The organism is Neobacillus sp. NPDC097160, from assembly GCF_044762155.1.
Lineage (GTDB): Bacteria > Bacillota > Bacilli > Bacillales > Cytobacillaceae > Neobacillus.
Genome location: NZ_JBIWDU010000005.1, coordinates 72997 through 93507 on the forward strand (window position 1 = coordinate 72997; position 20511 = coordinate 93507).

Below are 20511 nucleotides of genomic sequence, written 5' to 3' on the forward strand. Positions count from 1 at the left end.
ATGGTTTTTTTTTGAATATAACATTGCGAATGTCAAAAATCGACGGCTTTTTTTCGCTGTAAAAGAAGGTCATTTAAAAAATTGACCAAGAATACAACAAAACAAAACAATAAAAGACTCAGTTTCATTAGCTGTTTTTTCTATAATAGGGACATAAACAAGATATGAGTTAACCGTTATGAACTACAAGAAGATATTCATTCCTCTCGAATCAAGGCAATTTTTTTATCAAATACTATGCTGTAGTAATGATAACTTTACAAAACAGATAACGGTTAGCAAAAAAATAAATTGGGGGTTCAACCATGGAAACAAGTTATAAAGGTACAAATAAGATGATCACAGGAATTGTGTTTGGTGTTCTTACATTCTGGCTTTTTGCACAAGCATTGCTAAATGTGGTTCCTTCTGTTCAAAAAGATTTGGGCGTTTCAAGTGGAACAGTGAACATTGCCATTAGTTTAACGTCCTTGTTCTCAGGAATGTTTATTGTTGCTGCAGGTGGAATTGCCGATAAAGTTGGGCGTAAAAAGATTGCTAATATTGGTTTTGTTTTAAGTATTATTGGTTCACTTTGTCTAGTTTTAGCTAACGGATCCGTATTGCTCATTATTGGACGTATCATTACAGGACTTTCGGGTGCATGTATTATGCCATCAACCATTGCATTAATGAAAGCTTATTTCGAAGGGAAAGATCGCCAGCGTGCTCTAAGTTTCTGGTCCATCGGTTCTTGGGGAGGAACAGGGATTGCATCATTTTTAGGTGGCGCCATTGCCTCATCTTTGGGATGGAGATGGATTTTCATCATTTCTATCATCGTTGCCATTCTTGGTATGCTGCTATTGAAAGCTACACCAGAAAGTAAACAAAAATCTGAAGGTGCTTTTAAATTCGATTACACTGGCTTAGTCATTTTTATCATCACCATGCTTGCTTTGAATGTATATATTAATTTCGGAGCAACTCTTGGATGGACAAGCATGATTTCCATTGTTCTTATCGTTGTCACAATCATAGGTTTAATTGTTTTCATAAAAGTTGAAAGTAATAAAAAGATCGTACTGATTGACTTTGCTGTATTTAAAAATAAGGCATATACTGGTGCGACTATTTCCAATTTCTTGTTAAATGCAACTGCTGGTACTATAGTTGTAGCCAATACGTATGTACAAGTAGGTCGTGGATTTAATGCATTTCAAGCAGGTATGTTATCACTAGGTTATCTAGTAGCTGTGCTTGCGATGATTCGTGTCGGAGAGAAAATATTACAAAAAGTAGGCGCGAAATTACCAATGATCTGGGGTTCCGTCATTACGACAATTGGTGTGGCATTGATGGGTTTAACCTTCTTACCAGGCGTTCCTTATTCAATTGCTGTATTCATTGGATTTGCCCTATTTGGTCTCGGACTTGGATTTTATGCGACTCCATCAACAGATACATCTGTATCGAGTGCTCCCGCTGACAAAGTCGGTGAAGCAGCTGGAGTTTATAAAATGGCAAGCTCACTTGGTGGTGCATTCGGCGTTGCCATTTCTGCAGCTGCTTATGGTGCAGTTGCAGCAAGTGGAAATCTTGAATCAGCCGCTTCAATAGGTATTATCGTAAATGTTATATTTGGAATAATTTCAATACTATCTATTATCTTTTTGGTGCCAGGAGATGCTGGTAAAACATCTACTGCTCCTAAAAAATCAAAGGCTAACAGCCAACGTCCTATTACAGAATAATTAGCAATTGGAAATGTAAAAAGCGCCACATTTAGTGGCGCTTTCGAAAAATAATAAAAAGGTGGTTAGATCATGAAACGTAAATTAATGGAAATGTTAGAATCGCGAAAGGATGAAATGATTAAAATTCGCAGACATCTACACGAAAATCCTGAGCTTTCTTTTAAAGAAGAAAAAACAGCTCAATATATTATTGATTTTTATAAAGGTAAGGACGTAGAAGTTCAAACGAATGTAGGTAATGGACACGGAGTTATCGTAACCATTAAAGGCGGCAAACCTGGGAAAAATATTGGTTTGCGCGCTGATTTTGATGCGCTCCCAATTGTCGAAGAAACAGATTTACCATTTAAATCAAAAAATGAAGGCGTTTTTCATGGGTGTGGGCATGATGGACATACAGCCTATTTGTTAATCTTAGCGGATTGCCTCATTCAATTAAAGGATGAAATTCCTGGTACCATCAAAATTATTCACCAACATGCAGAAGAAGTTCCGCCAGGCGGGGCAAAAAGTATTGTCGAATCTGGCATTCTTGACGACTTAGACAATATATTTGGCATCCATCTGCTGCCAATGGACAAAACTGGAGTGGTTGGTTATCATGCTGGATTTTCCTTTAACGGCAGGGCTTATATGAAATTAAAAATTCAAGGGAGAGGCGGCCATGGTTCTTCACCACATTTAGCGAATGATGCCATTGTGGCTGGTGCTCATTTTGTTACAGCCGTTCAAACAATTATCAGCCGTCGCTTAAGTCCTTTTGATATTGGCGTAATTACGATTGGTTCTTTTGATGGGAAAGGAACATTTAATGTCATTAAAGACAGCGTAGAGCTTGAAGGCGATATTCGTTATATGACGGTTGAAACAAAAGCAACCATTGAAAAAGAAATGAAACGTATAGTAAAAGGACTGGAAGAAGAATTTGGTGTAACATGTGATCTAACTTACGAAAATGATTATCCACCACTTTATAACAACCCAGAATTAACAGAGAAAGTTTCTCAATTCTTAAAGACTGCAAATGATCAAGATATTACAAAAGTAGAAGAGTGGCCAGCTATGCCGCCATCCGAAGACTTTGCTTATTATGCTGAAAAATTCCCTTCATGCTTCTTCTATATCGGTTGTACACCTAAGGGCGTGGAAAAACCATATTTTAATCATAATCCTAAATTTGATATCGATGAAGATTCACTTCTCGTAGCAGCAAAAGCAGTAGGATATGTGGTTTGTGGTTATTATGAGTTAGATTAGGATATAGAATAGGAAATTTAGGTGTCAGGCACCATGTTTAACATGGTGCCTGACACTTTTTTCCTTAATTTGGTGATTTTTTGTTTGTTTCATTTCCGCTGTCGATTCATATAATGATTGAAATGTATTTTCGAGGTGAGATGATGGATTTAAAAATTGCTAGGACAAAAATATCCGAAGCTGAGACACTGTTAAATATCCAAAAAGAGGCATTTCAATCCGATTTGAAAAAGTATAAGGATTATGATACTAGTCCAGCAGCCGAACCATTAGATTTTTTTAAGTATAAACTCAATCATTCCCTTCATTACACTATTTTCCTAAATGGAAACATTGCCGGCGGTATCTGTATCATGAAAATAACGGATACCCATTATCGGTTGTTTCGCATTTTTCTTAGCCCGGATATTCAAAATAGAGGATTAGGCAGCAAAATCCTGACACAAATGGAAAAGAAATTCCCACAGGTGAAGGAATGGAGTTTAGACACCCCTAAGGATAATAAACGGACCCGCCATTTTTACGAAAAATTTGGATATAAAAAAACGAAGGAAAATAAAATTAATGATCGATTAACCCTTGTAGAATACGAAAAAAAGAAAATTTAGATGAGAAATCCACCCTTTTTTGGGTGGATTTCTCATCATGTTTGTAATATTAATAAGTGATCTATTTAAGTATATCTCTAAATGCCTTCCCTTTTTGTACGTAGTGCTCGCTTGACATTTGCAGCATTTGTAAATCTTTTTCAGATAGCTCCCTGACCACTTTCCCTGGAGAACCTACTACAAGAGAGCGGGGCGGTATCTTAATTCCTCCTGCCAGCAGCGTATTCGCTCCAATTATACATTCCTCGCCAACTTCAACGTTATCTAGAAGCGTGGATCCCATTCCGATGATGGAGCGCTTTCCCACTTTACAGCCGTGTAAAATGACATTGTGACCGATGGTTACATCATCTTCAATCACAACGGGGAATTCTTCATATAAATGAATGGTAGAGTTATCTTGAATGCTGGATCTTTCTCCGATAATAATCGGGCCATCATCGGCACGAAGGACCGCATTAAACCAAACAGTCGAATCCTTTCCAATCTGGACATCACCAATTAAATACGCACCCGGCGCGACAAAGGCAGATTCATGAATCGAAGGGGACTTACCGTTATAGGGAATTTTCATTACAAAACAGCTCCTTTAATTATCGGAATATTAATATAATTATAACATCATCACCATTGCTGTTTGTATATGAAATCGGAAAGAAGAAATTAATAATAAGGAATTAACAATGTCAATAGGAGCAATAGTGGCAATGGTGTCAGGCACTATCAAAATGAAAGCGCTTAATAATTAACAAAATAGTTAAAATAGTCAAAAAACATTGACAGACTATTTTTTCGGTGGTACCCTTATCTAAAATTAGATATGAATTGATGACGAGAAGAGTAGGGTATGATCCTTGATCCATAGAGAGTCGACGGTTGGTGGGAGTCGATGACAGGACTATTTGAAAATCATCTCTGAGATGTATAGCTGAACAGTGTAAGTAAGCTGTACCGGAATGTCCGCCGTTACAATGGAACACGTACGTAAAAATGGTACGTTGATCGAGAGCCGCAGTTGTTTTTTTGAAATTGCGGAAGTAGGGTGGTATCGCGAGCTAACTCGTCCCTATTCCTTTAGGGGCGGGTTTTTTGTTGTTTCTATAGCTTACAATTTACTAAACTGAAAACATTTTGAATGTATCGTAGGAATACAGAGGAGGAACTAGAAATGAGTCAACAGGTCGACAAAAAAACGTTTAATGTAGAGGATATCATTCTTGCCAGCCATAACATAAAGGATGAAATTTCACCTACTCCGCTCCAGTACAATCACTTATTATCGGAACGTTATGGCTGTCATATTTACTTAAAACGGGAGGATTTACAAAGCGTCCGTTCATTTAAGATCCGCGGTGCATATAATCGAATCAAAAAGCTAAATGAGGATGAGCTCCAGAATGGCATTATCTGCGCGAGCGCTGGCAATCATGCGCAAGGGGTAGCCTATTCGTGTCACCTTTTAAACATTCATGGCAAGATTTTTATGCCGAGCACGACACCGAAACAAAAAGTGAACCAAGTTAAATTTTGGGGCAAGGACAGCGTAGAAATTGTGTTAACTGGCGATACCTTTGATGATGCCTTTGAAAAGGCAATGGAATGCAGCCAGGCTGAAAAACGAACGTTTATCCACCCTTTTGATGATTACGACGTAATTGCCGGTCAAGGAACAGTCGCCGTTGAGCTACTCAATGATTGTCCTGAAAAAATTGATTACCTATTTGCAGCGATTGGCGGAGGCGGCCTACTTGCGGGTGTTGGCACCTACCTAAGACACTATTCACCAAATACACAATTAATCGGTGTTGAGCCTCAAGGGGCAGCAGGGATGAAGGAATCGATTTTAAATGGGGAAGTAACATCACTTAAAGAAATTGATCCGTTCGTGGATGGTGCAGCAGTAAAAACAGTTGGCTCAAAGACCTTTACGATCTGCAAAGAAATGGTTGATGATATTATTGTTGTACCTGAAGGTAAAGTTTGTACCACGCTTCTATCCTTGTATAATGAAAATGCCATTGTGGTTGAGCCGACAGGAGCCCTTTCCATCGCTGCTTTAGATACATATGCAGAAGAAATTAAGGGCAAAACGGTAGTTTGTATCGTCAGCGGCGGCAACAATGATATCGGACGGATGCAGGAAATAAAAGAGCGATCAAAGCTTTATGAAGGTTTGCAACATTATTTTATTGTTCAGTTCCCGCAGCGTCCAGGTGCATTACGTGAATTTTTGTTTGATGTGCTTGGTCCAAATGACGATATCAGTCATTTTGAATACACGAAAAAGAATAATCGGGAAACAGGACCGGCCGTGGTCGGTATCGAATTGAAGGATAAAGAAGATTACCTTCCATTAATTGAACGGATTAAGGCGAAGGGGTTTATCTATCGGGAATTGAATAACGATAGTACCTTGTATCAGATGCTTGTGTAGCAGTGAATCAAGTTTTAAGCAGAGAATTCTATCTCTGCTTTTTTCTTGGCGGCTCAATTACATTTTTTATTTATTTTACTCAATTCTTGCACGTTTTTGACTATATGGTACTTAACAAATCAAAAACAATTAATGTATAATATTATCTGTGTATGAAAGCAGCCATTTTTAAATGTGCTGTTTGTCAGTTAATATAATCTCCATGAACTCCAAATTGTTATGTTGAAAAAGTATTGAAGAATCACCTTTTCTATTATAATAATTTTGTGCAGATTCAAACCGGAAAGAGAGTGTTCATAATGGGACGTAAGTGGAACAATATTAAGGAAAAGAAAGCCTCAAAGGATGCAAATACGAGTCGTATTTATGCGAAATTTGGCGTTGAAATTTATGTTGCTGCAAGGCAGGGTGAACCAAATCCAGAATCAAATCAGGCGTTAAAATTTGTCCTTGAGCGGGCAAAGACATACAATGTACCAAGACATATCATTGACCGTGCGATTGAAAAAGCAAAAGGCGGTTCAGAGGAAAGCTATACCGAGCTTCGTTATGAAGGCTTTGGACCAAACGGGTCCATGGTCATCGTTGATGCATTAACCAATAACGTGAACCGCACGGCATCCGATGTTCGTGCTGCTTTCGGTAAAAATGGCGGGAATATGGGAGTTAGTGGATCTGTTGCTTATATGTTTGATGCTACCGCTGTTATCGGTATCGAAGGAAAATCAGCAGATGAAGTGCTTGAATTATTAATGGAAGCCGATGTGGATGTGCGAGACATTATTGAAGAAGAAGATTCAGTAATTGTTTATGCAGAGCCTGACCAATTCCATGCCGTGCAGGAAGCATTCAAGCAAGCGGGCATCACTGACTTTACCGTTGCCGAATTAACGATGCTTGCACAAAACGAAATCACGCTTCCAGAAGATGGACTTGCAAAATTCGAAAAAATGATTGATGTATTAGAAGAATTAGAAGATGTGCAGCAAGTGTACCACAACGTGGATTTAGGAGAATAAGAAACGAAGAGGATGTCTGAAAGGGTCTGAACCTTATAAAGACATCCTCTTTTTTATGATTTTCGTTTCACAGCCGATAAGATAAAAATGGTAGCGATAATCGAAAAAGTACCAATCCACTCCGCTGCACCAAAGGAAACATGAAGCCAGGCAATAGCCAAAAAGGCAGCTGATAATGGTTCCACGCAAGCGAGCAGACTTGCTTCGGATGCTCGGATGTATTTTAAGCTTTCCATATAGCAAAAGAAGGCAATTAACGTTCCAAAAATGACGACAAAGACAACGGCCAAAAAAGATGTCAGGTTCCATTGTCCTTGAAACTTCCATGGAGGATGGATCAAACTAAAACCAATCCCGCCAATTGTCATTCCCCAGCCAACTGTTAATAGTGAGCCCCATTTAGACAATAAACCTCCAGGATAGAGTGTGTAAAAAGCGAGGGCAAAAGCCGACAGAATGCCCCAGAAAAAAGCCGGACCCGAAATGGAAAGTGAATGGATACTTCCTTTCGTCACAAGAAGAAACGTCCCAAAAAGGGCAAAGACTATGACCATTACTTCTTGTTTTGCTGGCAGAGACTTGGCCCGAAAACATAAATAACATGCAATGATTACTGGTGCAAGGTACTGTAAGACTGTTGCCGTTGCGGCATTCCCATGCTCAATCGCGGCAAAATACGTATATTGAACACAAAACATGCCAATGATTCCAAAGATAATGAGTTTGACGACATCCTGTTTATTTTTCCATACGCTCCAGATATTTTGTTTTCCACCAATTTGAGAAAATAGTAATAAACCAATTCCCGAAAAAATCAACCGGGTCACCACAAGCCAGTTCGTGCTAAAGCCTTGTTGATGAAACAAGTATTGGGCAACTGTTCCGGATACTCCCCAAATGGTTGCAGCTATTATAACTAAAATAATTCCTTTTGCCCTTGGGTAGGGCATTACGGCACCTTGCATATTCATGTATTCCCCTCCAATCGATGCATTCCAAAATCTAATTCTATGAATATAACAAATATTATAACATTTTTAGATTGTTGATTTTATAATAATAAAAAAATACAAGCCACTTGATTTGGAGGAATATGAACTGGAAATAGAGAATTATGAAAATAAAAGTACGTTCTAAAGGGAGTGTAAAAAATATGTCATTTAAAAAAGAGGGACATGATCAATCAATAAATCAAAAGTCGGGGGATTACAATTTAGATGAGGAAATGAAAAATCATCCTGGTTTCGGAAAACCATTGCCTTCACATCTATTCTCCGGTGATATTTACGCCAATTTTACCAAGACGGCTAAAGAGGCGGGGTATCTGCCGCCATTTGTTGCATTGCAAAAGGAAATAAGGGAAGCGATAGCAAAAGTGATGAAAATAAAGGCAGCCGATCGACAGGAATCTGAGGTAAAAGGGATGATTGACGAAATTAACAAGAAAATTCAAAAGTATAATACAACTTGCCCGCCAATGATGCAAAAAGGCAGGGTTGGTTTCACCAATATTGAAAACCAAATTAAAAATTGGGAATAAGAAGTTGATTTCACCTTGGAATTTTGTTTTTTCAAAAGCTAGAGGTTAGTAGTTTGTTGCTAGCAATCATATAACTTATTGATAGCAACATGATTTGTCTTTGTTAGAGATGGATAACACATTTATTCTGGATAAAATGTGTAATTAAGGAACAATTCAAGTCTTCTTTTCGGTTTATCCCTTTAACGTATGTTATTATACAATGTAATACATATGGAAAGGATGGTTATGGTGTCAATAGAAAGTGTAAAAGCCCATTTCAAACAATGGAATCGTGAAGTTGATGTCATGGAATTTGAAACATCAAGTGCTACTGTTGACCAAGCTGCAGAAACAATTGGAGTTCTACCTGCGCGAATAGCAAAAACATTATCCTTCAGGGGTTCAGAGGAAATCGCCATACTGATTGTTGCTGCTGGTGATGCCAAGGTTGATAACAAGAAGTTTCGGCAGAGATTTGGTTTTAAACCTCGGATGCTTTCATCTGATGAAGTGCTAGAGCAAACGGGTCATGCCATCGGCGGGGTTTGCCCATTTGGTTTGAAAAATGATCTTGAGGTTTACCTTGATGTTTCCATGCAACGTTTTGAGACGCTTTTTCCTGCTTGCGGCAGCACGAACTCTGCAATCCAGTTAACGAAGGATGAATTATTTCAATATTCTTCAGCCATTGAGTGGGTGAATGTGTGCAAGGGATGGGAAGAGGACCAGGGTCTGTCAATAGTTAGTCAGCAACTCGAAGTTTAAATAAAAAAGGATGAAGAACCTTTTCTTAAATGAAAGATTCTACATCCTTTTTTATTACATCGCCATTTCTCCGTTGTCATAATTTAATTGCCATAGTATCCCAAATTTATCTTTCACCTGACCATAGCATTTGCTCCAGAAGGTTTCTTGCAGTTCCATCACAACAGTACCGCCTTCTTTTAATTTATCATAATAAGAGATAATTTGATCCTTGTTTTCATTGACGATTGAAAGTGTAATATTGTTTCCTTCAATAAAAGGCATGCCTGGAAATACATCAGAAAACATAACATTGCTTCCATCAATGTCAAGACGTGCATGCATAACCATATTTTTTGCTTCCTCAGGAAGTGGGTAATCTGGATTTTGTGGGGAATCACCAAAAGACATAATTTTTGGTTTTTCTGTTCCAAAAACTTGTGCATAGAACTCGACTGCTTCGCGGCAGTTTCCATTAAAATTCATATAAACATCAACAGACATGTACATTGCTCCTTTGTTTTAATATGTAATCGTTGGTAATTGTACCATTTTATTCTTTAAAAGAAAATACAACAAGAAAAAATCCACCGTATGGTGGAAATATAAAAGCCCTTAAAAAAGGGCTTTTTCCATTATTTAAAACCATGAAGGCCTTTTATTTAATAAAAGCAAGTTGCTCCAATGATGATTAACAGGATAAACAATACAACGATTAAAGCAAAACCTCCGCCAAATCCGCAGCCTCCACCGTAACCATAGCCGCCGCCGCCGCAGCCGCAGCCTCCGCCAAATCCGCCACCAAATCCACCGTATCCATACATAGGTAATACCCCTTTCAAAATTTTTTATTTAATAACAAGCTCCGCCTATAAAAGACGCTCCTATAATAATTAGAAGGATAAACAATACAACAATTAAAGCAAATCCTCCACCGGCTCCAACACCATCCATTAAGGTAACCCTCCCTTACATCTATTCCATTTATCATATGAATAAATCCCAAATGCGGAAGGGCTTTTTAAAACTGTATTATTTAATACACGATAAAGGGGCTTGGTTTTTCTTATCTCGGTGTTATGGGCTTCACTAAAATGGCAGGGGAGTAGTTTGTGACAATGCAGCCCTCTAAGTTGTTGGCAGTTAACAAGCCTAGATTAAGAGCTGCTTTTATTTTCCCATCATCTGGCTTTTTAATGACCTGAATGAGATCATTCATTTGTAATTCTTCTAATCTTCTAATGGTTTCTTCCTCATTATATTTTTCCGTTTTTCGAATTTGCCTTTGCAGCTTATAGCCGCTAATTGTAATTTCCCCTTTATGATGGGAACCAATTAAATTATTAAAATAGGTTTGAAAAACATCCTTTAATTGATTCATTTCCAATTCAACTTCTTTTTTCTGTTTATTTAGCTCGTAATACCTGACCAACATTTCACCTGTTATCAAGGAATCATTGTTTTTTAACAAAATCCTCGCCTCCTTACGAACGTATATTCCATTTTATGATGTGTAACAGAAAATATAACCAATTGATCTGTAATAAAAAACATTTGCTTTCTTTCTAATATAATGGCAAGCTTAAGTATGATTAAAAACTTCATTGGAAAGAACTTTATAGGTGATTAATATGATTGAGGTAAAAACTTCGAAGCTTAGTGATGGGGATTTAAATAGAGGAGTATTTGCAACTCGTGATATTGCTAAAGGGGAGCTGATTCATGAGGCACCCGTTATTCCATATCCAAATGAGGAGCATGTTCACATTGAAAAAACATTACTTGCTGATTATGCGTTTGAATATGGGATCAACCACACCGCATTTGTTTTAGGATATGGTATGTTGTTTAACCATTCGTATGAGCCCAATGCCACTTATGAAATAAATTTTCCAAATCACACGTTTGACTTCTATGCTTATAAGGATATAAGAGCAGGAGAAGAAATCCTCATCAATTATAATGGCGATGAGGATGACAATGAGCCACTTTGGTTTCATAAAGATGGTAATGAGTAAATAATAAAAGGATAGATGGAGGCAGTTTTCCTGCTTTATCTATCCTTTTTTTATGGAGAAGTGATACTGTTAATGAATTAATTTTAAAAAAAACTTGCAAATAGTAATCGTTACGATTTATTATAAATAGGTGAATTACAGAAAGTTTAGTATGCAGTTAAATATTTTTACGATGTAAATCGTAATTATTTCGATTTAACAACCATATGAATTAGTGTAATTCCAATTTGCTAAAAAACAAACAAGGAGAGATGTAAAGTTGAGAAGAAAGAATATCCCCGTTACAGTCCTAAGTGGATATCTTGGGTCAGGTAAAACCACGCTGCTCAATCATATTTTGGAAAACCGTGAGGATAAAAAGGTTGCGGTAATCGTAAATGATATGAGTGAAGTAAATATTGATGCCATGCTTGTGAAACAAGGAGGTTTTTCTCGAACGGATGAAAAACTGGTAGAACTGCAGAATGGCTGCATTTGCTGCACACTAAGGGAAGATTTGATTATTGAAGTGGAAAAACTGGCTTCAAAAGGTGATATTGATTATATCGTCATTGAATCAACTGGGATCAGTGAACCAGTTCCAGTTGCTCAAACTTTTACATACGTGGATGAAAATTTAGGGATTGATTTGTCAAAATTGTGTCGATTGGATACGATGGTCACTGTTGTCGATGCCAATCGTTTTTGGAATGACTTTACATCAGGAGAAAGCTTGATGGATCGAAAACAGGCTACCGATCAACAAGATACAAGGGAAGTTGTCGATTTACTGATTGATCAAATCGAGTTTGCGAATGTCATCCTGTTAAATAAAACCGATCTAGTGAAAAAAGAGGATGTCCGAGAATTAAAGGTTGTTATGCAAAAGTTAAATCCAGATGCCCGTATTTTTGAAACAGACCATGCAACTATCCCATTACATGAGGTTTTGGATACAAATTTGTTTGATTTTGAAAAAGCAAGTCAAGGAGCAGGCTGGATAAAAGAATTGAATGAAGAGCACATTCCGGAGACAGAGGAATATGGTATTTCTTCGTTTGTCTACAGAAGGAAAAAGCCATTTCACCCTGAACGTCTGATGACTTGGTTAGAAAACTGGCCGGTAGAGGTGGTCCGGGCTAAGGGGTTTGTTTGGCTGGCATCGCGGAATAACATGGCGGCACTTCTTTCTCAAGCGGGTCCATCGATCACCATCCAAGGAGCTGGGGAATGGATTGCTTCCTATCCAAAGGAAGAGCAGGAGCAAATATTGAAGGATGAACCGGAACTGCTTACACGCTGGGATGATGCTTATGGAGATCGAATAACTGAACTTGTTTTGATTGGAATAGATATGAATCAAAAAGGAATAGTGCACTCGCTTGATCAATGTCTATTGACAAATGAGGAATTAGTACAGGACTGGTCTAAGTTTCAAGATCCGCTGCCTATGTTTACAGAAGCAGCCATAAATTAATTTTTGGAGGGTAAAACATGAGAGTCAATATAACTTTAGCTTGCACAGAAACGGGAGATCGAAATTATATAACAACCAAAAATAAGCGAACACACCCTGAACGCCTCGAATTGAAAAAGTATTGCCCACGGTTAAAGCGACACACTTTACATAGAGAAACAAAGTAACGGGATTAATCAGAAGTTAAGTGTTTTTTTATAAAATTTAAATCGTAAAGATTTCGTTTTATATCGAATGAATGAGGGAGAGAGAAACTTGAAAAAAAATAAACTAACGACAATGATAAAAACTTGCCTTGTAACAGTTGCTTGTTTGACTTTCATTTCTGGATGCAGTTCAAAAGAAACAGCAAATGAAAAAGGGAATGCTGATGGAGATAAGAAGATTCATGTCGTGACCACTTTTTATCCAATGTACGAATTTACGAAAAGAATTGCAGGTGATCAAGCAACTGTGGATCTATTAATTCCTACAAATTCAGAGCCACATGCATGGGAACCAACACCCAAGGATATGGCTAATATTCAGAGTGCTGATCTTCTCGTTTACAATAGCCCCTATTTTGAAACTTGGGTACCAACGGTAGAGGAATCACTCGGCAAAAATAAAAAACCATTATTTATTGATGCCAGTGAGGGAATTGCTTTAATGAAAGGGACTGCTGAAGACGAACATGTGAGTGCGACAGACGAAAAAGATCATGATCATGGTCATGGTCATGAATACCCCATGGACCCTCATGTGTGGCTGAGCCCAGCGCTGGCACAAAAAGAAGTTGAAACGATTACAGCAGCACTTGAAAAAAAGGATCCAAAAAATAAAGAAGTTTATGAGAAAAATAGTCAGGAATACCTCCAACAACTTAAAGGACTCGATCAAAGCTATCGTGATAGCCTGAAAGAATATATGGGAAAAGAAATTATTACCCAACATGCAGCTTTTGGATATTTGACTAAAGAATACGGTCTAAAGCAAGTCCCGATTGCCGGGCTATCACCGGAAGAGGAACCAAGTGCGGCAAGATTAGCGGAGCTTAAAACATTTGCCCAAGACCATAATCTTCACACCATTTATTTTGAAGAGTTGGCTTCCCCAAAAGTTGCGCAAACACTTGCAAGCGAAATAGGGGCAAAAACAAAGGTTCTTCATACGCTTGAAGGGTTAAGCAAAGAGGATCAGGATAAGGGATTGAATTACATTGAGGTTATGAAAATTAACTTAAAGTCCCTTGTGGGAACTCTCTCACAATAAGAGGAAATCATGTTGACGAAAAAGTGTACGCATCGAAAAAGCGTCCGTACACTTTTTCGTTTTCGCATGAGGTCGGATGTATAAAATATAGTAAAGAGAGGTGTTACAGTATGATTCTTGCTTCTGCTAAAAATATTGTGTTTGGCTATAATCATTTGCCAACATTAAATGGAGTATCATTTGATATCGAAAATGGAGAGTTTGTTGGCATAACCGGACAAAACGGCGCATCCAAAACGACATTAATTAAGTTGTTACTAGGATTGCTTAATCCTTGGGAAGGGACAGTATCTGTAAGCAAATATAATGCTAATGGAAATAGTCTTACAATTGGGTATGTTCCCCAGCAAATCGCATCATTTAATGCAGGTTTCCCAAGTACAGTGCTGGAACTAGTTCGTTCAGGACGATTTAAAAAAGGAAAGTGGTTCAAGCGCTTAAACAGTCAGGATGTACAAATAGTAGAGAATGCGATAAAGATGGTAGGGATGTGGGAGTTTCGTCATCATAAAATTGGATCCCTCTCCGGTGGACAAAAACAAAAAATCTGTATTGCACGGACCTTAGCGGCAGAACCAGACTTGCTTTTGTTAGATGAACCAACGACAGGAATGGATGCAAGCAGCAGAAAAGCGTTTTACGAATTTTTGTCCCATCAAGTAAAAAAGCATGGAAGAACGGTTATTATGGTTACGCATAATCAGGATGAAGTAGATTCATATCTTTCAAAAACACTTCAGCTAGAAAGGGGGGAACATGGGGGATGGAAATGCTTAGTCTTGAGTTCATGCAACGGGCTTTATGGGCTGGAGGTGTAATTGCTTTAATTGCTCCATTATTAGGTGTTTTCCTGATTCTAAGGCGGCAGGCATTAATGGCCGATACCCTTTCTCATATCTCACTTTCAGGTGTTGCGGTTGGTTTTTTTATTAATCTCAATATTACTTTTTCCAGTATTTTAATAGTAGTAATCGGCGCAATCGGAATTGAATATATGCGCCGTGCATACAGAACTTATTCAGAAGTCTCGATTGCCATCTTGATGGCCGCAGGACTGTCGTTTGCCTTATTTCTGATGAGTATCAGTAAAGGTGGGTCGACAACTTCTATCGATCAATACTTATTTGGCTCAATTGTCACGATTAGTCCATTACAGGTAAAGGTGCTTACAGTGGTTGCAATTTGTATTCTTCTTTATTTTATTGTGCTTAAAAGACCTTTATATTTAATGACCTTTGATGAAGACACCGCCTATACTAGTGGTGTTAATACCAATTTGCTCTCACTATCATTTAGTATTATCACTGGACTGGCGATTTCGGTGATTATACCAACCATTGGCGTATTACTGGTATCTGCCCTCCTTGTCCTGCCGGCTGCTTTCGCGATTCGATTAGCAAAGGGATTTACCATGGTGATTCTCACTGCTGAACTGACATCGATTGTAAGTATTTATGCAGGTCTCGTTTCCTCTTATGAATTAGGGACGCCTCCAGGGGCTACGATTACACTCATCTTAATCATACTTTTATTGGCAGGGTTATTTGTACAGAAGGTGGTTCAGCATGCCCAAAGAATGATAAAGAGGACAAATAGAGAAACCATTCAAGTTTCGCCGAAAAGATTTCTTGATAATTAAACAACATCGTGTAGAGCTTAGAAAATCTAAGCTCTTTTGTCATTTTATATATAATGTACATCTCCTTTTGAATGACAGAATGAGCATATATAATAGTATATTATGGAGCAGGAAATATAGTTTTTTATTAAAGTCATACACTTTTAAAAACTTCTAAATAGGATGTGTCGTCTAAGTTATAGCAAGGAGGGAACAAACGTGGATGAATTGACAGCAGAAGTGCTAGAAACAGAAGATAGGGAAGCTCTTATCGATGAAATTATGACCAGCTACGGGCAGGAAATCTTACAGCTTGTTTATTCTTATGTGAAAAATAAAGGGCTTGCTGAGGATCTAACCCAAGATATTTTTATTAAATGTTACAAATCGCTACATACATATTGCGGAAAATCAAAGCTGCGGACGTGGCTGTGGCGGATTGCCATCAATCATTGCAAGGACTACTTGAAAAGCTGGTATAACAGAAATGTTGTCATGACAGATGAAGAACCGGCAAACAGCAAGACGAAAAGGGAACTGGTTGAGCAGGCAGTGATCCAGAAAGAAGAGGATGATGAGCTGATTACAGCGATTATGCAACTGCCGATTAAGTATCGTGAAGTGATTTACCTTTTTTATTATGAAGAATTGCCGATAAAGGAAATCGCAGTACTTACGAATACTGGTGATAACACGGTTAAAACGAGATTGAAACGTGCAAAAGAACTGCTAAAAAAACGATTGGAGGCATAAGTCATGGAGGAGCGTTTAAAGAATTTAAAAAAATCAATGGATCGAACTGTCTATACGCAGTTGAATTTTACCGAAAAGCATCGAAAAAACATTCATGAAAAAATAAAGAAACAGGATGAAAATGAAGAGGATGTGTTATTTGCTGTCATGCAGCTTCTTGTCCAGGAAAAAACCGGATTTGAATTAGCCAAACTATTGCGGGGGCGTGGCGTTCGGAAATTTGAGGATAACGAAGGATTTCTCTACATTCTGCTCCATCGATTGGAACAAAACCAGTGGATCCAATCAACCTGGGACGAATCGAATGTAAAAAATTATCGATTAACCGATAAAGGCAAAAAAATCTTGCAAAAGGCATCCAAAAAGCAAACGAAAAACCGCTTTGCTTTTAATGAGTTGCTTGAAGGGTGAGACCAACTTGGCAAATAAAAAATATCTATTTTTACATGAGGTCACAGACCAAATTAAATCGAAGGAAGCCAAGAAATATGTGGCTGATGAATTAGGTTATCACCTGAAGGAAGCAAAGAAATTTTGGTTGGAGAAAGGATTACCAGAAGCGGAGGCCGAAGAAAAAGCGATTGAGCAGATGGGCAGCCCGATCAAATTAGGGAAACAAATGAACAGGCTTCACAAGCCAAAGGTTGATTGGTTTATGATGATCCTATTGGTTACAACATTAGGGCTTGGATTTTTACCGATTATTTCACTCGGATACATTGACGATAGACATTTTTCAGTCAGTAAGACGATCATGGTAGTACTCGGAGGTGCTACAGCAATTGGCATCATGTTAATCGATTATCGCAAATGGAAAACGCGAGGTTGGTTATTTTACTTATTAGGGATACTCTTACTTGTCCTAATCAGGACTTTTTCCAATACAACGATAAATGGAGTTCCACTACTGAGGATCCCAGGTATTATTACGATAGAAAGCTCTATGGCTTTACCATTCTTTTTCCTTGCCTGGGCTTCATTTTTAAATGACGAGAAGCTCAAAGTCTGGAATTTTTCCATATTATTTATGATTCCAATCTTATTATTCCTCAACGTTCCAAGTATTCCGATCATCTTTATGTATACTGTTACAGTATTCGTGATGCTATGGTGGAGTATATTTAGCCGGAAAATGATTCTGTGGATTACTGGAGTAACGATTGGTTTATTCATGACTATTGGGTTTATATCTTGGCAGTTTATTCAAACTTATCAAAAAGTAAGGCTGCTTGCCTTTTTTAACCCTGAGAAATATTCAAATGGAGCAGGGTACTTGGCTTTACGTGTGAAGGGATTGATGTCAAAATCAGGATGGTTTGGCAACCCGGGACAAAAGGAATTTATCCCTGAGGCGCATACGGATTTTGTGTTTGTTAGCTTAACTTATATTTACGGTTGGTTATTTGCAATAGCACTGGTCATCATCCTCTCCCTGATTATGGTGAGATTTATTGTCATCTCCAATAGGACTCATGATTCTTTCGCAAAACTACTTCTGATAGGTGCTGTATCACTTTACGGTGTACAGCTGGCAAGTAACCTCGGTATGGCACTCGGCGTTTTTCCACTTACGTCTATTTCCTTGCCATTTATTAGCTATGGGTTGATGCCGGTATTGCTAAATTCCTTTTTAATTGGAATTGTGTTAAGTGTGTATCGTCGGAAAGATATACTATCAAGCCGTTAAGAAGTTCTGCTCGTGGCTGAGAATGTGCTGCCAGTGCTCTTTAGGTGATAAATTAATTCCTAAATTACCGCGGTCTATGTCACCGTACATTTAGTTATGAATAAACAGGACATCTGCCTATGCCTTTTCATGGTTTCAACATAGTCTAGACTGTAACCTATATAAAGGAGAGATGCTTAAATGACTGATATGAGACAATTTAACGTAGGCATGGGAGGGTTCCCTGGCGTGGGTGGATATAGCGGAATGGGATTGAGTGGATTTCCAGGAGTGACTGGATATAGCGGCATGGGTATAGCCGGATACCCAGGAATGGGTGGATATGGCGGCATGGGCATGGGTGGATTTCCAGGTTATGGATGGCACGGAGGCTTGGGAGGAGGCTACCCAGGTCACGGATGGCATGGAGGCTGGGATGGCGGATACCCAGGTCATGGATGGCATGGAGGCTGGGACGGCGGATACCCAGGTCACGGCTGTCATGGAGGCTGGGACGGCGGATACCCAGGTCACGGATGGCATGGAGGCATGGGTGGATTCCCGGGACATGATGGATATGGTGGAATGGGTGGATTCCAAACACACGGCGGAATGTGAAGATCCCGTTCAGCATTTATTAATAGTAAGACTCTAATGGGAAAATAAATAAAAATTCTGCGTTTAAATAAAAACTAGAAAATCTATTGTGGTATGCCCTGCCTAGCTAGTGAAAAAGCCTTGGTAATTCAAGGCTTTTTCGTTTTGCTACTAAAAATGTACGTCTTTATAAAGGAATTACATTAAACTAATAGAATATTAACTAAGGATACCGATGTCCTTTAGGGGAGGTTTTAAAAAATGATTATTAAAAAAGCAACACTAAAGGAACTTGATTCTTTGACAAAACTTTTTGATTTGTACAGGCAGTTCTACGAGCAAAAGTCTGATGTGGATAGGGCAAGAAAGTTTTTGAAGGAAAGAATGATGAATGATGAGTCAGTCGTATATATCGCACTAGATGGGGCTAATCCGCTTGGTTTTGTTCAGCTATATCCATCGTTTTCAAGTGTTAGTATGAAGCGCTCATGGGTATTAAACGATTTATATGTTACCAAACCTGCCCGCGGAAAGGGTGTCGGGGAGAAATTAATAAATACGGCGCTTGAATTTGCTGAGGAAACAGGTGCAAAAGGAGTTTTTTTAGAAACAGCTGCGGATAACACAACAGCACAAAGACTCTATGAAAAAATCGGTTTTGTAAGAGAAGCCAATTATTTTTATTATTTTTCCATATAAAAATTGAAGGATGCTGTGGATAGCATCCTTTTATCTTACTTTAATTTGGGATAGGGTGTCTTTGTCACAAATAACGAATAGCTGTGCATTATCTGGGATTTTGTCGTCCAGTTTTTGGTTAATGTGTAAGTCGCCTCGGTCTGCAACGAGAGTAGCGCCTTTATTAAGCAGATCCACAAATGCATCGCGATATGTTAGCCATTCAGCTTGTTTCGGAATTTCAAACATGGCTTCTCCATACTGTGTACTCATCAGCTCAGAATACATATGGGTGATACCGGGAGAAAATAACGATCTAACTGCTGCATGGGAGATCATTTCTTGTGTAGGAATAAATTCATCTACCTTCACATGTTTGAATAATGGGATATGGCATTGATTAATGACCTCTGCCGTAACATGAATCTCCTTATTAAATTTTTCTTCAACCGTTGTGATGGCAGTTGCAATTAACAATGTTTTACCATCGACAAGCAGTGGATCCTTTGTCGCATAATTGTCCTGGGTGATTTGGTCGGCAAAAATAATAACGCCCATTGCCTTTGGTAAATTGGCATTGAGGAGTATTTCTTCATTCGTAGCATCACCGTTTACATAATGCAGCCGCTCGCTTATTAACGGGTTTTTTTCCAACACATCAATAATGACAATATCAATCTTTTTATCGGATTTTAAGATTTCATCGATCGCTAATCTTGACTTTGAACTCCATCCAATCAAAATGATATGATTTTTACCGGTATATTTCATTTTTCCTCCGACTTTAAGTTTATCGATAAAATAGACAGAATCAATGACCTTGCCGACGAAAACACTAACAAGGGCAATGCCTGTGATGTAGAGAATGATGGTATAGACCTTGCCAGGGTTGGTCACGGGTGCATAGTCTCCAAATCCCACGGTAGCAAGTGTGGTCAGAACCCAATAAAGAGAGGTAATAAAGGATTCAAACGTGTTGGGCTCCAGCCAATAAATAACAAAGGCGGCTAAAATCAGGTATAAAATAAAAAATGGAAGAAAGATTTTATTCCGAAGCTTAACCAGATAATATAGCCATTTTTTTAACACCATACCCACTAATAATGACCCTGCCTTTCATGTATTAGGTTACCCTTATAGTTCCCAAATGTAAC

The 20511-nt window shown here is 38.4% G+C and carries 25 protein-coding genes and 1 other annotated feature; of the genes, 18 read left to right on the top strand and 7 right to left on the bottom strand.

Features of this window, described 5'->3' with window-relative positions; translation table 11 throughout:
- Nucleotides 1-305 precede the first annotated feature (305 nt).
- The 3 genes from ACIQXV_RS08650 to ACIQXV_RS08660 all read left to right on the top strand — a co-directional run bounded on the left by ACIQXV_RS08650 (nucleotide 306) and on the right by ACIQXV_RS08660 (nucleotide 3601).
- Nucleotides 306-1733 (top strand): MFS transporter, encoded by a 1428-nt coding sequence (locus ACIQXV_RS08650; protein ID WP_402957873.1) that lies wholly within the window; start codon nucleotides 306-308, stop codon nucleotides 1731-1733.
- A gap of 72 nt (nucleotides 1734-1805) precedes the next feature.
- Entirely contained in the window at nucleotides 1806-2993 is a 1188-nt protein-coding gene (locus tag ACIQXV_RS08655) for an amidohydrolase (protein ID WP_402957875.1), read from the top strand.
- Between the two features lie 80 nt (nucleotides 2994-3073).
- Nucleotides 3074-3601 (top strand): GNAT family N-acetyltransferase, encoded by a 528-nt coding sequence (locus ACIQXV_RS08660; protein ID WP_402957877.1) that lies wholly within the window; start codon nucleotides 3074-3076, stop codon nucleotides 3599-3601.
- Between the two features lie 61 nt (nucleotides 3602-3662).
- Here the strand turns inward: ACIQXV_RS08660 and ACIQXV_RS08665 are convergent, their stop codons facing one another.
- A complete protein-coding gene (locus ACIQXV_RS08665; RefSeq protein WP_402957879.1) occupies nucleotides 3663-4175 on the bottom strand; it encodes a gamma carbonic anhydrase family protein in 513 nt (170 codons plus the stop codon).
- Nucleotides 4176-4420: 245 nt separating this feature from the next.
- Nucleotides 4421-4672, top strand: a binding site (T-box leader).
- A 97-nt stretch (nucleotides 4673-4769) separates the two neighbouring features.
- On the opposite strand from ACIQXV_RS08665, the gene ilvA reads away from it, so the two are divergent.
- Both ilvA and ACIQXV_RS08675 read left to right on the top strand, forming a co-directional pair.
- Complete coding sequence (ilvA, locus tag ACIQXV_RS08670; RefSeq protein ID WP_402957881.1) at nucleotides 4770-6035, top strand: threonine ammonia-lyase IlvA; 1266 nt, start codon at nucleotides 4770-4772, stop codon at nucleotides 6033-6035.
- Nucleotides 6036-6334: 299 nt separating this feature from the next.
- A complete protein-coding gene (locus ACIQXV_RS08675; RefSeq protein ID WP_402957883.1) occupies nucleotides 6335-7054 on the top strand; it encodes a YebC/PmpR family DNA-binding transcriptional regulator in 720 nt (239 codons plus the stop codon).
- A gap of 53 nt (nucleotides 7055-7107) precedes the next feature.
- Here ACIQXV_RS08675 and ACIQXV_RS08680 read toward each other — a convergent pair whose 3' ends face one another.
- The gene (locus tag ACIQXV_RS08680; RefSeq protein ID WP_402957885.1) at nucleotides 7108-8025 is read right to left on the bottom strand and encodes a DMT family transporter; all 918 of its coding nucleotides are present in this window, start codon (nucleotides 8023-8025) and stop codon (nucleotides 7108-7110) included.
- A 182-nt stretch (nucleotides 8026-8207) separates the two neighbouring features.
- Here ACIQXV_RS08680 and ACIQXV_RS08685 point away from each other — a divergent pair, with 182 nt between their 5' ends.
- Both ACIQXV_RS08685 and ACIQXV_RS08690 read left to right on the top strand, forming a co-directional pair.
- Nucleotides 8208-8594 (top strand): DnaJ family domain-containing protein, encoded by a 387-nt coding sequence (locus tag ACIQXV_RS08685; protein ID WP_402957887.1) that lies wholly within the window; start codon nucleotides 8208-8210, stop codon nucleotides 8592-8594.
- Nucleotides 8595-8825: 231 nt separating this feature from the next.
- Complete coding sequence (locus tag ACIQXV_RS08690; protein ID WP_402958258.1) at nucleotides 8826-9341, top strand: YbaK/EbsC family protein; 516 nt, start codon at nucleotides 8826-8828, stop codon at nucleotides 9339-9341.
- A 54-nt stretch (nucleotides 9342-9395) separates the two neighbouring features.
- Here the strand turns inward: ACIQXV_RS08690 and ACIQXV_RS08695 are convergent, their stop codons facing one another.
- The 4 genes from ACIQXV_RS08695 to ACIQXV_RS08710 all read right to left on the bottom strand — a co-directional run bounded on the left by ACIQXV_RS08695 (nucleotide 9396) and on the right by ACIQXV_RS08710 (nucleotide 10791).
- Nucleotides 9396-9824: a VOC family protein gene (locus ACIQXV_RS08695; RefSeq protein ID WP_402957889.1), complete on the bottom strand. Its 429-nt coding sequence runs from the start codon at nucleotides 9822-9824 to the stop codon at nucleotides 9396-9398.
- A 158-nt stretch (nucleotides 9825-9982) separates the two neighbouring features.
- Complete coding sequence (locus ACIQXV_RS08700) at nucleotides 9983-10144, bottom strand: YjcZ family sporulation protein (RefSeq protein WP_402957891.1); 162 nt, start codon at nucleotides 10142-10144, stop codon at nucleotides 9983-9985.
- A 28-nt stretch (nucleotides 10145-10172) separates the two neighbouring features.
- The gene (locus tag ACIQXV_RS08705; protein ID WP_402957893.1) at nucleotides 10173-10274 is read right to left on the bottom strand and encodes a YjcZ family sporulation protein; all 102 of its coding nucleotides are present in this window, start codon (nucleotides 10272-10274) and stop codon (nucleotides 10173-10175) included.
- Between the two features lie 112 nt (nucleotides 10275-10386).
- A complete protein-coding gene (locus ACIQXV_RS08710) occupies nucleotides 10387-10791 on the bottom strand; it encodes a hypothetical protein (RefSeq protein ID WP_402957895.1) in 405 nt (134 codons plus the stop codon).
- Between the two features lie 160 nt (nucleotides 10792-10951).
- On the opposite strand from ACIQXV_RS08710, the gene ACIQXV_RS08715 reads away from it, so the two are divergent.
- The 11 genes from ACIQXV_RS08715 (at nucleotide 10952) to ACIQXV_RS08765 (ending at nucleotide 19378) form a co-directional block, all read left to right on the top strand.
- Entirely contained in the window at nucleotides 10952-11338 is a 387-nt protein-coding gene (locus ACIQXV_RS08715; protein WP_402957897.1) for an SET domain-containing protein, read from the top strand.
- Nucleotides 11339-11597: 259 nt separating this feature from the next.
- Nucleotides 11598-12794 (top strand): GTP-binding protein, encoded by a 1197-nt coding sequence (locus ACIQXV_RS08720; protein WP_402957899.1) that lies wholly within the window; start codon nucleotides 11598-11600, stop codon nucleotides 12792-12794.
- Between the two features lie 17 nt (nucleotides 12795-12811).
- Nucleotides 12812-12961, top strand: a complete 150-nt coding sequence (gene rpmG / locus ACIQXV_RS08725; RefSeq protein WP_168243703.1) for a 50S ribosomal protein L33 — start codon at nucleotides 12812-12814, stop codon at nucleotides 12959-12961.
- Between the two features lie 112 nt (nucleotides 12962-13073).
- Complete coding sequence (locus ACIQXV_RS08730; protein ID WP_402958260.1) at nucleotides 13074-14045, top strand: metal ABC transporter substrate-binding protein; 972 nt, start codon at nucleotides 13074-13076, stop codon at nucleotides 14043-14045.
- Between the two features lie 110 nt (nucleotides 14046-14155).
- Nucleotides 14156-14863, top strand: coding sequence for a metal ABC transporter ATP-binding protein (locus ACIQXV_RS08735; RefSeq protein ID WP_402957902.1), 708 nt, complete (start codon nucleotides 14156-14158; stop codon nucleotides 14861-14863).
- Nucleotides 14809-15684 carry a metal ABC transporter permease gene (locus ACIQXV_RS08740; RefSeq protein WP_402957904.1) on the top strand — a complete coding sequence of 292 codons (876 nt, stop codon included), beginning with the start codon at nucleotides 14809-14811 and terminating at the stop codon, nucleotides 15682-15684. The genes ACIQXV_RS08735 and ACIQXV_RS08740 overlap by 55 nt, the downstream gene beginning before the upstream one ends.
- A gap of 198 nt (nucleotides 15685-15882) precedes the next feature.
- Nucleotides 15883-16416 carry a sigma-70 family RNA polymerase sigma factor gene (locus ACIQXV_RS08745; RefSeq protein ID WP_402957906.1) on the top strand — a complete coding sequence of 178 codons (534 nt, stop codon included), beginning with the start codon at nucleotides 15883-15885 and terminating at the stop codon, nucleotides 16414-16416.
- A gap of 3 nt (nucleotides 16417-16419) precedes the next feature.
- Complete coding sequence (locus ACIQXV_RS08750) at nucleotides 16420-16827, top strand: PadR family transcriptional regulator (protein WP_402957908.1); 408 nt, start codon at nucleotides 16420-16422, stop codon at nucleotides 16825-16827.
- Nucleotides 16828-16834: 7 nt separating this feature from the next.
- On the top strand, nucleotides 16835-18103 hold the full coding sequence (locus ACIQXV_RS08755) for an FtsW/RodA/SpoVE family cell cycle protein (protein ID WP_402957910.1): 1269 nt from the start codon (nucleotides 16835-16837) through the stop codon (nucleotides 18101-18103).
- Nucleotides 18104-18283: 180 nt separating this feature from the next.
- A complete protein-coding gene (locus tag ACIQXV_RS08760; protein ID WP_402957912.1) occupies nucleotides 18284-18700 on the top strand; it encodes a hypothetical protein in 417 nt (138 codons plus the stop codon).
- Between the two features lie 240 nt (nucleotides 18701-18940).
- Nucleotides 18941-19378, top strand: a complete 438-nt coding sequence (locus ACIQXV_RS08765) for a GNAT family N-acetyltransferase (protein WP_402957914.1) — start codon at nucleotides 18941-18943, stop codon at nucleotides 19376-19378.
- Between the two features lie 30 nt (nucleotides 19379-19408).
- Here ACIQXV_RS08765 and ACIQXV_RS08770 read toward each other — a convergent pair whose 3' ends face one another.
- The gene (locus ACIQXV_RS08770; protein ID WP_402958262.1) at nucleotides 19409-20449 is read right to left on the bottom strand and encodes an ion channel; all 1041 of its coding nucleotides are present in this window, start codon (nucleotides 20447-20449) and stop codon (nucleotides 19409-19411) included.
- Nucleotides 20450-20511 lie beyond the last annotated feature (62 nt).